Source organism: Vreelandella aquamarina (assembly GCF_044805175.1).
In the GTDB taxonomy this organism is placed as follows: Bacteria; Pseudomonadota; Gammaproteobacteria; order Pseudomonadales; family Halomonadaceae; genus Vreelandella; species Vreelandella aquamarina_B.
The window spans coordinates 1,949,852-1,962,989 of sequence record NZ_CP085232.1; the positions used below are offsets into that span (position 1 = coordinate 1,949,852).

The following is a 13,138-nucleotide window of genomic DNA, read 5'->3' on the forward strand; positions in this document are numbered from 1 at the left end:
AAAGAGTTATACCTTTTTGAACAGCAGGGAGCCGTTGGTACCACCAAACCCGAACGAGTTGGAGAGCGCGATATCAATACGCATATCTCGCGCGGTATGGGGTACGTAGTCGAGGTTGCAGCCCTCCTGGGGGTTGTCCAGGTTGATGGTGGGCGGGGCGACCTGGTCACGGATTGCTAGAATGCTGAATACCGCCTCTACCGCACCGGCGGCACCCAATAGGTGGCCAATCATCGACTTGGTTGAGCTAACCGCCACCTGCTGGGCAGCGCTGCCCAACACTTTCTCAATGGCACGGCTTTCCGCCAAGTCACCGGCGGCGGTAGAGGTACCGTGGGCGTTGATATAGTGCACATCCGCCGGATCAATACCGGCATCCTTGATCGCATTGCTCATGGAGAGTGCGGCACCGCGACCATCCTCGGGTGGAGCGGTCATATGGTAAGCATCATCACTCATGCCAAAGCCAGCCAGCTCCGCATAAATCGTGGCACCCCGCGCTTTCGCATGCTCGTACTCTTCTAGCACCAGTACACCAGCGCCATCAGAGAGGACGAAGCCATCGCGGTCGGTATCCCACGGACGGCTCGCCGCTTGCGGGTCGTCGTTGCGGGTAGACAGCGCACGGGCCGCCGAGAAGCCACCCAGGCCCAGCGGTGTGGTGGCCATTTCGGCACCGCCGCAGATCATGACATCGGCATCGCCATAAGCAATGGTACGCGCACTATAGCCAATATTATGAGTACCGGTGGTGCAGGCCGTAGTGATCGCTATATTCGGACCTTTGAAGCCGTGCTGAATCGCCATGTTGCCGGAAATCATATTGATGATGGAACCAGGCACGAAAAACGGTGATACCCGGCGTGCACCGCCTTTATTGAGCGCATTGTGGTTGTGCTCAATCATTGGCAGCCCGCCAATCCCCGAGCCAATCGCCACGCCGATGCGCTCAGCGTTCTCTTCTGTACACTCTAAACCCGAATCCTGAACCGCCTGTGCACCGGCGGCCATGCCATACTGAATGAAAAGGTCCATTTTGCGGGCGTCTTTGGGGTTCAGGTAAGGGCTGATATCAAAATTCTTTACCGAACCGCCAAACCGCGTATTGAAACCACTGGTATCGAAGTGCTCAATAGACGCTATGCCGCTTTTACCGGCGACAATGTTCGCCCACGACTCGTTTACACTATTGCCCACTGGGGTCACCAGGCCTAACCCAGTTACCACTACCCTTCTTCGCGCCATCAGCTTTCCTCCAGGCATCCATGGTGACACGACCCATCTGGGTCATTTGCTGCAGAAATTTGGTGACTAGTATAACGGAGATTGAACGTTATATTCATTGCGAGCGTAAAGCAAAAAAGCCGCCCCATATCAGGACGGCTTTTTTAATACGGGCGGGTGGATACCCCACCCTGGTTCACAGCGTCGACCGCGCCCTTACTGGTGGGCGTTTACGTAGTCGATAGCTTCTTGAACGGTAGTGATTTTCTCAGCTTCTTCGTCAGGAATTTCAGTATCGAACTCCTCTTCCAAAGCCATCACCAGTTCAACGGTGTCCAGAGAGTCGGCACCCAAGTCTTCAGTGAAAGAAGAGCTATTCTGGATGTCTTCTTCTTTGACGTTCAGGCGCTCTGCCACAACTTTCTTAACGCGCTCTTCAATAGTACTCATCAACGTACTCCAGTCGTTCACATTAGCCGTTAGAGATAACCAGCTATTTGGAAACCGCAAGCCAAAAGCTGCGGGGTAGTTTATAGACGCCCTTAAGTTGACGCAACCGCCAAGCCTAAGGCCATCAACGCATATTCATACCGCCGTTCACGTGCAGCGTTTCACCAGTGATATAGCCTGCAGCATCACTGGTTAAAAAGCCCACTGCTGCGGCGATCTCTTCCGGCCCGCCCAAACGCGCCAGCGGAATTTGCTTCAACAGCATGTCGTGCTGGGCTTCGGGCAACGCTTCGGTCATATCGGTGGCGATAAAGCCAGGCGCAACAGTGTTTACGGTAATCGCACGGGAAGCAACCTCCCGCGCCAACGCACGGCTAAAACCTTCCATGCCTGCCTTAGCAGCAGCGTAGTTAGTTTGGCCCAGGTTGCCCATGGTTGCCACCACAGAGCTGATCGATACAATCCGCCCGAAGCGTGCCTTGGTCATGCCACGCAGGCATGCCTTACTGACGCGATATACGGATTTGAGGTTGGTATCCATGACGGAGTCCCACTCCTCCTCTTTCATCCGCATCAGGAGGTTATCACGGGTGATACCGGCGTTGTTAACCAAAATAGTCGGAGCCCCGAAACGCTCGCCGATCGTCTTTAACACCTCATCGATGCTTGCTTGATCGGTGACGTTTAGGCACATACCCGCACCCTCAATGCCGTTGGCTTTTAGATCGGCATCGATTTTTTCAGCGCCTGCCTCGCTAGTCGCCGTACCGATGACAATTCGACCCTGACGGCCAAGCTCGTGGGCAATAGCGCGGCCAATGCCTCGGCTAGCCCCGGTCACCAAGGCGACCCGTTTCTCTTGCGTCATAACACTTTTCCTTCCACTGAACTAAGCAAGGGTAGCTGACAATAGTCGTTTATCAGGCGCTACCCGCTAACGTTTCCCGCGCAAGCTCAAGCGCCGCATCCAAACTATCCGGGTCATTAACCGCCAACCCTTTGGCACCGCGTACAATCCGCTTATTCAGACCTGTGAGCACTTTGCCCGGGCCGCACTCGATAAAGACATTAGCACCTTGCTCGGACATGGCTTCAACGCAGGAGGACCAACGCACCGGCTGATAAAGCTGTTCGATCAAACGAGTGCGTAGCGTGTCGACATCCGCATGGGCTTGGGCATCAACATTTTGAATGACCGTGTAGCGAGGTGCGCGCAGCTCAATGGACTGCATCGCTGCAGCGAGCCGCTCGGCGGCAGGCCGCATGAGCGCGCAGTGGGAAGGGACAGAGACAGGGAGAGCCAGCGCACGCTTGGCGCCCGCTTCCTGGCAGGCAGCAATAGCACGCTCAACAGCTTGCTTGCTACCCGCAATGACCACTTGTCCCGGGGAGTTATAGTTAACCGCAGAAACGACATCGCCCTGGGCAGCGCTTTCGCAGGCGGCTTCCACCACGCTGTCATCAAGCCCAAGAATGGCGGCCATTCCGCCTTCACCGGCAGGTACGGCCTCCTGCATTGCTTCACCACGCAGGCGTACCAGTTGGACACCCTCTGCAAAGCCCATCACGCCCGCGCAAACCATCGCGCTATATTCGCCTAGGCTGTGGCCCGCCATGACGCTGGGGCGAGGCCCTTCTAGCTCCTGCCAGACGCGCCAGATGGCAACGCTAGAGGTCAGCAGCGCAGGCTGCGTGCAAGCCGTGGCATTCAACGCTTCTTCCGGCCCTTCCTGGACTACCTTCCATAAATCGTAGCCCAGCGCGTCTGACGCTTCCTCAAATGTCGTTCCCACCACACTGTAACGCTCGGCCAGCTCCCGCAGCATTCCTAGCTGCTGAGAGCCTTGCCCGGGGAAAATGAGGGCAAGGGGTTGAGACATGTCGTTCACCTTTGCTCTTGTAGGCATTTGCTCAGTTGAGCGATAGGCGTCATTACCGGCTCCGCCATAAGCGGCCGTTGGCACTTCCTGCTGCCGCCGGTAACCCGCAAAAAATCATGCTGCATCGTATGTTGTTATCACTTACCCACTAGGGAGCCGACCATCTAGGAGACAGATTGCGGCCAGCGCTCGGCAAGCCGAGTAGGCAAGTCATGTTCAACTTCTTGTAACGCTCGCTGAATAGCATAGTAAAACCCGTCTGCACGGGCACCGCCATGGCTTTTCACGACAATGCGTTTTAAACCAAGTAGGCTTGCGCCATTGTAACGAACCGGATCAAGCTCCTGCTTGAGCCGCTTCAGCACAGGCTTGGCCAGTAAACTTGCTAGACGCCCACTGAGGCGTGATTCAAACGCCATCTGTACGCGCTCCACCAGCATACGGGTCAAACCTTCGCTCGCCTTTAACGTCACATTGCCGACAAAACCATCACATACCACAACGTCCAGCTCGCCCTGGAAAATATCGCCCCCTTCCGCATAGCCTTGGTAAGCAAAGCCGAAACCACCGGCACGCCTTTGCAACAGCTGGTCAGCTTCACGGACGTTAGCGCTCCCCTTGGTTGCCTCCGAACCGACGTTCAACAGCGCTACGCGGGGCCGCTCAATGCCATCGACACACTGCGCCATTGCCGAACCCAGCATGGCAAAATCGACTAACCGTGCTGCTGGCGAGTCTACATTGGCGCCTAAGTCCAGCAAGTAGCAGCGTCGGCCGCCCCTCGCCGGGATTGCGGTACTGATGGCAGGCCGTGAAAAACCCGGCAACATGCCTAGCTCACGCCTCGCCAAGGCAACCAGTGCACCTGTATTACCCGCGCTTACTCCAGCCGCCGCATGGCCACTGGCAAGGTAGTGGAGCATCCGCGCCATACTGGACTCGCTACCGCGGCGTAACGCCCAGGCGGCAGAGGCAGATTGAGAGATAACGGCGGGCGCATCATTGACGACTAAACGTGACGCTGCCGCAGCCAAAGGCTGCGGCAAGCGCGAAAGCTCAGCGACAATACGCTGACGGGGGCCAAACAGAGCAAGTTCCAGGTCAGGACGATCCATTACCGCCCTTGCAGAACCCTCGATGATGGCACAGGGGCCTTGGTCACCCCCCATCACATCAATCGCTAGGCGCACTGCACCCACTCTGCTCCACCGCCCGCTAGGATAGTTAAGGTTTAAACCTCAACAACCTTACGACCACGGTAGAAGCCGTCCGGGGAGACGTGGTGGCGCAGGTGGGTAGTACCCGTCTCTTTGTCCTGGGACAGAGTCGGTGCGCTCAGCGCATCGTGGCTACGACGCATACCGCGCTTGGAACGAGTTTTACGGTTCTGTTGAACTGCCATGGGTGTTTACTCCAAGGTATGTAGGGTAAGTGATGCTTACTTTTTGCCTTTCAAAGCGCCGCTGCCTTTCAAAGCATTGAGCACCGCGAAAGGGTTCTTGGCCGGAGCGGACTCATCCGCTGCGCCTTCGGTCCTGCTGACCAGCTGCTCCGCCGAGACATGGCATTCGGTCTCATCGTGATAGACCACCTGCGGCAAGCTAAGGATAAGCTCATCCTCTATTACCGTCAGCAAGTCCAGCTGTTCATTTTCCACCAGCACCGGCTCATGACTGGCAGGCAGCTCGGCAGCCAAGGCTTCGTCTGTAATCATTCCGAGTAGGAAGTCACTGGACACTTCTTGGCTTAGCGGCACCAGACAACGGCGACAAGGCAGCGCCAGGGTCGCTTGCAAATGGCCACGAATTTCGCGACGGCCTTGGGCATCCACACCAAACTCGAGTACGACATGACAGTCGCCAGTTTGGTCACCTGCTTCTTCAGCAAGGCGGGGCAGCTTATTCAGCGCCACTAAGCCTTCAAGTCGTTCGCGGCGGGCTGCAAGCTTATAAGGCTCAACCCGGCTGGGGAGTTGTGAGGTCAACATAGGCGCGCAATGATAGGCACTCGCCCTCTTGGTGTCAAAGCTCATGGCATAATTCTTATCGGTTTATCGATGAAAACAGCATAAATAGGCATACTGCAGCGCTTTCGCTACACTCCTCCAACGCCACCCCACGCTACTTATGGCCACCAGGAGAGACTTGTGCCGCTTACTCAGAATGCTCCCTTAGTGCTCGCCTCTAGCTCGCGCTTTCGCCAAGCGCTGCTGGATAGATTACAGCTGCCCTACCAGTGCTGCTCGCCGGATATTGACGAAACTCCGCTTCCCGATGAGTCGCCACAGGCGCTTGTCCACCGCCTGGCACTGGGCAAAGCCCATGCCGTCGCGGAACGCTTTCCCCATCACTGCATTATTGGCTCGGACCAGATCGCCCTGTTTGAGGGGGATATTCTCGGCAAGCCCCATACCGCAGAGCGCGCCCGCGCTAACTTAGCCCGCTTCTCGGGCCAAAAAGTCACTTTTTTAACCGGCCTCGCCTTGCTAGATACGCGCTGCCAGCGTCATCAAGTGCATATCGAGCCGTTTGACGTGGTGTTCCGCACACTGAGCGAGCAGGAGATCGAGCGCTATGTGGCAATTGAGCAACCGCTAGACAGTGCCGGCAGCTTTCGGATGGAGGGGCTAGGTATTGCGCTGTTTGAGCGCCTAGAGGGGCGTGACCCCAATGCGCTGATCGGGCTGCCGCTGATTGCCCTGTGCGATATGCTTCGCCAAGCAGGTATCAACCCGCTTGGCGATGCCTAGCGCTACTGCGCCTGAAACTTTATCGGTGCATGACTGCTGTGCAGGCCTAGCACTTCCGCTGCCGCCTGGGTAAAACGCCGCGTTAGACGCTCGAAGGGGTCCAGGCGTGGCGTGTAATCCTCCCACGTCGCTTCGCCCACCTGGGCACGCGCCACTTGCTCCAGGCTTGCCAGCTGATCCACTAGGCCTAAACCGAGCGCCTGTTCACCGCTCCATATGAGTCCCGAAAAGATCTCCGGGCGATCACTCAAGCGGTCACCGCGTCCGGCCTGCACATCACTGATAAACTGTTCATGGGTCTGGGTAAGCACGCCCTGCCAGAAGCGGGCCACCTCCTCATCCAAGGGTTGGAACGGGTCCAGAAACGCTTTGTTCTCGCCCGCCGTCATCACCCGTCGCTCAACGCCCAACTCATCAATGGCTTCCTGGAAACCAAAGCCGGCATAAATCACCCCGATGGAGCCCACCAAGCTGGCGGGAGAGGCCACTATTTCATCCGCTGCTGCGGCAATGTAGTACGCCCCGCTGGCACCGATATCTTCAATCACCGCGATAATCGGCTTATCGCCCTGCTCCCGCAGCCGCATAATCTCCGAGTAAATACGCTGGGACTGTACCGGGCTACCACCAGGGCTATCGATATGCAGCACCACCGCCGAGGCGCTTTGACTCTCCCACGCGCGGTTCAGCCCCTGGATAATACGTTCGGCGTTAGCCGGGGAGTCGCTGGCGATGACGCCATACACCTCGACCAAAGCTAAATGCTGCCGTGCAGGCACAGAGGCCGCAGGCTCGGCTAAAAACACACGATATAGCGTGGTGGTAATGGACACCAGCACGAGCGCCAATAGCAGCAGCCTAAAGAACAGCTTCCAGCGACGGCTCCGCCGCTGCTCGGTAAGCACGCCACCAATCCAGCGATCCATCATCTCCAACTGGGCGAGACGCTGGCGCTCCCTGAGTATTTCCGCATCATCATCCTGCCCGCCCGGCAGCGAAGGTTCTTGCGCCTGGGTGGAGACATCAGGACCTTGGGTCCAGCGATCATGGACACTCTGCTGGCTCTCGCCGCCCCGGCTAGTGGGCTCTTTACCGTCCTCACCGCGCTGCTGTTCATCACTCATCGTCGGTTCCTACTGTTTATGGCATAACGCCCTTATGCACTGGTAGTCGGTAACTACCCATATAACCAGTCAAATAGTGAGGGTACATCCTCAGCCACCCACACCGGCTGGCTAGCAGCCAAGCGAGCGGGGGTATGAACCCCGTAGGTCACCCCCACCCGATCCATACCAATGGCACGCGCCATCTCAAGGTCGTACTCGGTATCGCCGACCATGACTGCCCGCTCTACCGGAATCTGCAGCTCTGCCAAAATTTCCAGCAGCATCTGGGGGTGCGGTTTAGAGCGAGTTTCATCGGCGGTGCGGCTAGCGTGGAAGAACGACCCGCTGCCCGTTGTTTTGAACACTCGATTCAGCCCGCGACGGCTCTTCCCCGTGGCAACGGCAAGCCGCTGGTGTGGCCGCTCCCGCAGTCTCGCCAGCTGCGCTTCCACTCCTGCAAAAAAGGGCATGGGCGTTGTGTTGCCATGGACAAAGTGGTGGGCATAGCGCTGGCGCAATCGCTCTGCCTGCTCCGGCTCAATGCCCGGGCAGAGCTTGGCAATCGCTTCCGGCAGGCCAAGCCCTATGATGTCTTCAATGGCGCCGACCTCAAGCTCCCCCCACTCCACGTCTACTGCGGCTGCCTGCATGCAGGAGACGATCTTCGGCACGGAATCCATGAGCGTGCCATCCCAATCGAAGATAATCAGCTCATAACGCATAGCAGCGCCTCCTATTGACGTGCGCGCGTGAGCGTCTCTTCCAGCGCCTCAGGAAGCGGCGCTTTTACCGTCACCGGCCTGCCGTTACCCGGCTCAGGGAAGGTTAACGAGCGGGCATGAAGAAATAAGCGACCCAGCCCAAGCTGCTTGGTTAACAAGCCACTCTCTCGGGTGGCGTACTTGTCATCCCCCAGCAGCGCGTGGCCGGCATGGGCGGCGTGCACACGAATTTGGTGGGTTCGCCCCGTGACAGGCTCAGCCTCTATCAACGTTACTTTTTCAAACGTCTCTACCACCGAAAAGTGGGTGCGCGACACTTTTCCGTTAGGATCCACCCGAACCCGCCGCTCGCCATTACCCGCATCAAAGCGGTCTAACCGAGCGCTTTCATAGGTTTTGCGAGCCGGCCAGCGCCCAGCCACCAGCGCCAAATAGCGCTTATCCATACCGTGTTTTTTTAGCGCTTCGTTGAGGGTGACCAGCGCATCGCGGGATTTGGCCAGCAACAAACAGCCCGAGGTATCGCGATCCAGGCGGTGCACCAGCTCCAAAAAGCCCAAGTCATCACGCACCTGGCGCAGCGCCTCGATCAAGCCAATTTTCACACCGCTGCCACCGTGCACCGCCAAACCCGAGGGCTTATTCAGCACCATCCAATCAGGCCCTTCCATAATAACGCTGCCCAGCAGCAGGTCACGCAGGTTATCGCTGACCTCTTTGACAGCCTCTTTGGGTGCCAAGCGCAAAGGCGGAACCCGCACTAGATCTCCCCCCTGCAGACGATAGTCCACTTTCACCCGCTTCTTATTGACCCGGACCTCGCCTTTACGGACGATGCGGTAGATCAATGCACGAGGCGCACCCTTTAACCGAGTCATTAAAAAATTATCGATTCGCTGACCCGCTTGCTCCGGGGCGATCTCCACCCACTGTACTTCACGCCCTTCGGACATTGCCGCGCACTCCTGGTGACATTCTTTAACATCAGGCTAAAAACGGCATTCTAACGTAGACCAACCGGCATTGCGTCAATTGCTGGTAGTTGTCTTTACTGTTATATTCCAGAGCGCTCATCGGCCAACGTGGCCGGGCCGAACGTGGCCCGCTTATATAAACCTTGTATGGCGAATAATTACCCACGTTTTGCCTTAGCACCTGCCCGACAAACACGCAGGTCAGAGCGAAACAGCAGGGGCCAGTGTACGCACTGCCTGCTGATAACGTATTGAAATGTAGTAACTCTGCCGTTAAGCAGATGTATAACGGCAGAGAGCGTCAGGCAACGCCAGCAACGGCGAGCCCGTCATTAAATAAACGTTACGCCCCAGCGTGGCCGCCCCTTTTCGTCACAAGGCGCTGCCACGCTGAGGTTCAAAGATCAACGCTGTGCCGATAACCGGCGTTGGCGAATCGATGAATGCCAGGTGTGGGCGGTGTCAGCAGAGCCGGATGGACGTGACAGCCACCGAAACACGTTCTGCCTCCGCCACGTACTCAACGCCCTTTCGGCCGGGTCGGCAAGACTGCCTTCCCGGCTTAATGCGTCAGCATAACCATGCGCCGAGCACAAGCACGCAGCACCCAGCGATTCGTCGACGTTAGCTTTTAAAGCCCGTCGGCACGCCATGCTACGTGAGACAACATGAAACGGATGCTAATTAACGCGACCCAGCCCGAAGAGCTCCGGGTCGCACTGGTAGATGGACAGCGCCTGTATGATTTGGACATTGAATCAGGCGCCCGAGAGCAGAAAAAAGCCAATATTTACCGGGGTAAAATTACCCGCGTAGAACCCTCGCTCGAAGCCGCGTTTGTTGACTTCGGCGCCGAGCGCCACGGCTTCCTTCCCCTGAAAGAGATCTCCCGCGAATACTTCATTAAAGACGTCTCTGGTCGCCCCAGCATCAAAGAGGTGCTCAAGGAAGGCCAAGAAGTCATCGTCCAGGTCGATAAAGAGGAGCGTGGCAACAAAGGGGCAGCGCTGACCACCTTTATTAGCCTCGCGGGTCGTTTCCTGGTGCTGATGCCCAACAACCCCCGTGCAGGCGGCATTTCACGCCGTATCGAAGGGGATGACCGCAGCCAGCTAAAAGACGCCATGGGTCAGCTTACCGTACCCGACAAAATGGGCCTGATCGTGCGTACCGCGGGCATTGGCCGCAGCCCGGAAGAGTTGCAGTGGGACCTGGACTACCTCGTGCAGGTATGGGAATCCATTACCACAGAAGCGGGCAAGCGCCCTGCGCCGTTCTTAATCTACCGTGAATCCAACGTTATCATCCGCGCTATGCGCGACTACCTGCGCCAGGATATCGGTGAGGTATTGATCGACAGCCCCGAGATTCACGCCGAGGCACTGGCCTTTATTCGCCAGGTCATGCCCTCTTACCAGCAAAAGATTAAGCTTTACGCGGATGAAGTTCCCCTCTTCTCCCGCTTCCAGATCGAGTCGCAAATCGAAACCGCCTACCAGCGGGAAGTAAAGCTACCATCGGGCGGCTCGATCGTGATCGACCATACCGAAGCGCTGGTATCTATCGACATCAACTCCGCACGCGCCACGCGGGGCAGCGATATCGAGGAAACAGCGCTGCAAACCAACTCCGAGGCCGCCGACGAGATCGCCCGCCAGCTGCGCCTGCGGGATATTGGCGGCTTGGTCGTGATCGACTTTATCGACATGGGGCCCGCGCGCAACCAGCGTGAAGTTGAAAACCGCATGCGCGATGCCCTAAAGCTGGATCGCGCACGGGTGCAAATTGGGCGCATTTCACGCTTTGGCCTGATGGAAATGTCGCGCCAGCGCCTACGCCCATCGCTGGGTGAAACCAGCGGCGTGGTGTGCCCGCGTTGTAACGGCCAGGGCACCATCCGCGACGTGCGCTCGCTGTCGCTCTCCATCATGCGCCTGATTGAAGAAGAGGCCATGAAAGAGCGCAGCGCGCAGATTCGCGCCATCCTACCGGTGCCGGTGGCCACTTATCTGCTGAACGAAAAACGCAGCGTGCTGGCGGATATTGAGTCTCGCCAAGGGGTTCGCGTGGTACTGCTGCCCAGCCCTGAGATGGATACCCCCCACTACGATGTCCAGCGCCTGCGGGACGACCATCTGGACGAAGACGACAGCCACTTGCTGTCCAGCTTCGAGCTCTCTACCGACACCGACGTAGGCAAAGAGCCCGACCCGAGCTTTGCGCCGCCCGCGCAGCGGGCTGAAGCGGCCGTTAAGAGCGTAGTACACAACGCTCCGGCACCGGCATCGCTACAAACGGAAGAGACGCCTGCCAAAGAGGCCGCGTCGGCCCCTACCGCTACCGAGCAGACAAGCGTTCTAGGCCGCTTTATTCGCGGTTTTGCCAAACTACTGGGCGGCGACGACAGCAGCCAGGCACCGGCTCAGGAAGCTCCAGCCCCGCGCAAACAGGCAGAGCAGCCAAGCCGCCCGCAGCGCAACGAGCGCCGTGCCAAGCCTGCCCAGGAGCGTAGCGATAGCTCGCCAAAACAGGAGCAGCGCAGCGATAACACGGCTAAAAACGAGCAGCGCAGCAATGCCCCTAGCAACGCCGCTCCCCGTAACGATGAGGCTAACGACAAGCGCAGCGGCCCTAGCCGCACCCGCAACCGTCGCCGTCATCCGCAGCAGGAGGATGGCAAGGCGCAAGACAGCGCCCCTAAGAGTACACGCCAAAAGGAGCCGACTGCCAAGGAAGCTGCCAAAGAGGAAGCACCAAAAGCCGCCACCCAGCCGGATAACCGCCGCGACAAGCCGCGTGATGCCAAGCCCAAGGGTGACGACCAGGCACCGGCTGCCCAGGCTGACGACAGCAAGCAGGATGACGGCAAACCGAAGCGTACCCGCAACAACCCGCGCAACCGTTCGCGCAAACAGGCACTGAACCCCCAGGCGGAAGCGGAACAGCGGAAACTGCAGGCGGAAGCGGAAGAAGCAGAACAACAGAAAGAGGCGACGGCAGACACCGTCGCACCGGAAGCTGCCAACACGCCTGATGCGAACGCAGCAGCACCGGCCGCTAAACCCGCAGCCGAGCACGTCAATAGCGAAAAAGACGATAGCGCCGAGCCAACCCAAGCGGCAGCGGATGACGGCACAACCGCCGAGCGCCCGGCCAGCAGCGCCGATAAAGCGCGCAAGCCGACACGCCAGCGCCGTCAAGCATCGCCCGAGGCAACCCAGCCCGACGCGGCTGCCGACGCTGACAACAGCGAAGCGGCAGCCGATAGTGCGCCAAAGGCCGACGAGGTTGACGCCAACGAAGCGAAGGTGGAAGAGCCCAAGGCTGAAGCGCCCCAGGCAAGTGCTGCCAAAGCCGATGACGCTAAAGCAGCACAGGCGCCAGTGGCCCAGGAAACCGGCACCCAAAACGCCGCTGAAGCACCGCACACCGCAAAGAGCGAGCCTAACGAAAATGAGGCCGCCAAAGACGTCAGCGCGCCCGCAGCGGGCGAAAGCGCAGCGCCTACCGAAGAGCCACAGCCGGCCCAACCGGTAGCCAAGGAGACTGCCGAGACTGCCGAGACTGCCGAGACTGCCGAGACTGCCGAGACTGCCGAGACTGCCGAGACTGCCAAACAGGATAGCGCGGCAGACACTCACGCAGCCAAGGCTGACGATACCGCTTCACACACGGAGAAAGCGTCAACGTCACCGGCAAGCGAAGCGCCGTTAGCCGCCGAGCAAACGCCTGCGGCAGAAACGAGCGAGCCACCCGCCGTGGAAGCACCCGCCGAGACGGCTACCAACGTGGAAGCAGAACCTGCTCAAGAAGAGAAAGAGGAAGCCTCTGCACCCTCTGCCTCTGCACCCTCTGGTAATGCGCCAGCGGCAGAGCCCGTGAGCGCTGCATCGGCAGCCGAAGAGGAAACGCCAAAACCGCGTCGTCGCCGTCGTCGTGCCCATAACGACCCGCGCGAACTACGCAAGCAGCAGGCACAGCAAAACTCGCAAGAGTAAGTGCCAATCACAACAAACCCCGCTTCGGCGGGGTT

The 13,138-nt window shown here is 58.5% G+C and carries 12 protein-coding genes; 2 read left to right on the plus strand and 10 right to left on the minus strand.

The features are described from left to right. Positions 1-6 precede the first annotated feature (6 nt). The 7 genes from fabF to LG300_RS09215 all read right to left on the minus strand — a co-directional run bounded on the left by fabF (position 7) and on the right by LG300_RS09215 (position 5,541). Positions 7-1,245: a beta-ketoacyl-ACP synthase II gene (gene fabF, locus LG300_RS09185; protein WP_404374731.1), complete on the minus strand. Its 1,239-nt coding sequence runs from the start codon at positions 1,243-1,245 to the stop codon at positions 7-9. A gap of 195 nt (positions 1,246-1,440) precedes the next feature. Further along, positions 1,441-1,674: an acyl carrier protein gene (gene acpP, locus LG300_RS09190; RefSeq protein ID WP_008956801.1), complete on the minus strand. Its 234-nt coding sequence runs from the start codon at positions 1,672-1,674 to the stop codon at positions 1,441-1,443. Between the two features lie 124 nt (positions 1,675-1,798). Beyond that, a complete protein-coding gene (gene fabG / locus LG300_RS09195) occupies positions 1,799-2,542 on the minus strand; it encodes a 3-oxoacyl-ACP reductase FabG (protein ID WP_404374733.1) in 744 nt (247 codons plus the stop codon). A 52-nt stretch (positions 2,543-2,594) separates the two neighbouring features. Then, a complete protein-coding gene (gene fabD / locus LG300_RS09200; protein WP_404374735.1) occupies positions 2,595-3,554 on the minus strand; it encodes an ACP S-malonyltransferase in 960 nt (319 codons plus the stop codon). A gap of 164 nt (positions 3,555-3,718) precedes the next feature. Beyond that, entirely contained in the window at positions 3,719-4,744 is a 1,026-nt protein-coding gene (gene plsX, locus LG300_RS09205) for a phosphate acyltransferase PlsX (protein WP_404378017.1), read from the minus strand. 41 nt (positions 4,745-4,785) lie between these two features. Continuing rightward, complete coding sequence (rpmF, locus tag LG300_RS09210) at positions 4,786-4,956, minus strand: 50S ribosomal protein L32 (RefSeq protein ID WP_009099300.1); 171 nt, start codon at positions 4,954-4,956, stop codon at positions 4,786-4,788. A 36-nt stretch (positions 4,957-4,992) separates the two neighbouring features. Continuing rightward, a complete protein-coding gene (locus LG300_RS09215) occupies positions 4,993-5,541 on the minus strand; it encodes a YceD family protein (protein ID WP_404374737.1) in 549 nt (182 codons plus the stop codon). A 159-nt stretch (positions 5,542-5,700) separates the two neighbouring features. Here LG300_RS09215 and LG300_RS09220 point away from each other — a divergent pair, with 159 nt between their 5' ends. Then, positions 5,701-6,303, plus strand: a complete 603-nt coding sequence (locus LG300_RS09220; RefSeq protein WP_404374739.1) for a Maf family protein — start codon at positions 5,701-5,703, stop codon at positions 6,301-6,303. A gap of 2 nt (positions 6,304-6,305) precedes the next feature. Here the strand turns inward: LG300_RS09220 and sppA are convergent, their stop codons facing one another. The 3 genes from sppA to LG300_RS09235 are packed head-to-tail and all read right to left on the minus strand — an operon-like array spanning position 6,306 to position 9,084. Then, complete coding sequence (sppA, locus tag LG300_RS09225; RefSeq protein WP_404374741.1) at positions 6,306-7,427, minus strand: signal peptide peptidase SppA; 1,122 nt, start codon at positions 7,425-7,427, stop codon at positions 6,306-6,308. 53 nt (positions 7,428-7,480) lie between these two features. Continuing rightward, positions 7,481-8,131: an HAD family hydrolase gene (locus LG300_RS09230; RefSeq protein ID WP_404374743.1), complete on the minus strand. Its 651-nt coding sequence runs from the start codon at positions 8,129-8,131 to the stop codon at positions 7,481-7,483. A gap of 11 nt (positions 8,132-8,142) precedes the next feature. Then, on the minus strand, positions 8,143-9,084 hold the full coding sequence (locus tag LG300_RS09235) for an RluA family pseudouridine synthase (protein WP_404374745.1): 942 nt from the start codon (positions 9,082-9,084) through the stop codon (positions 8,143-8,145). 689 nt (positions 9,085-9,773) lie between these two features. Here LG300_RS09235 and rne point away from each other — a divergent pair. Then, entirely contained in the window at positions 9,774-13,103 is a 3,330-nt protein-coding gene (gene rne, locus LG300_RS09240) for a ribonuclease E (RefSeq protein ID WP_404374747.1), read from the plus strand. Positions 13,104-13,138: the final 35 nt, after the last annotated feature.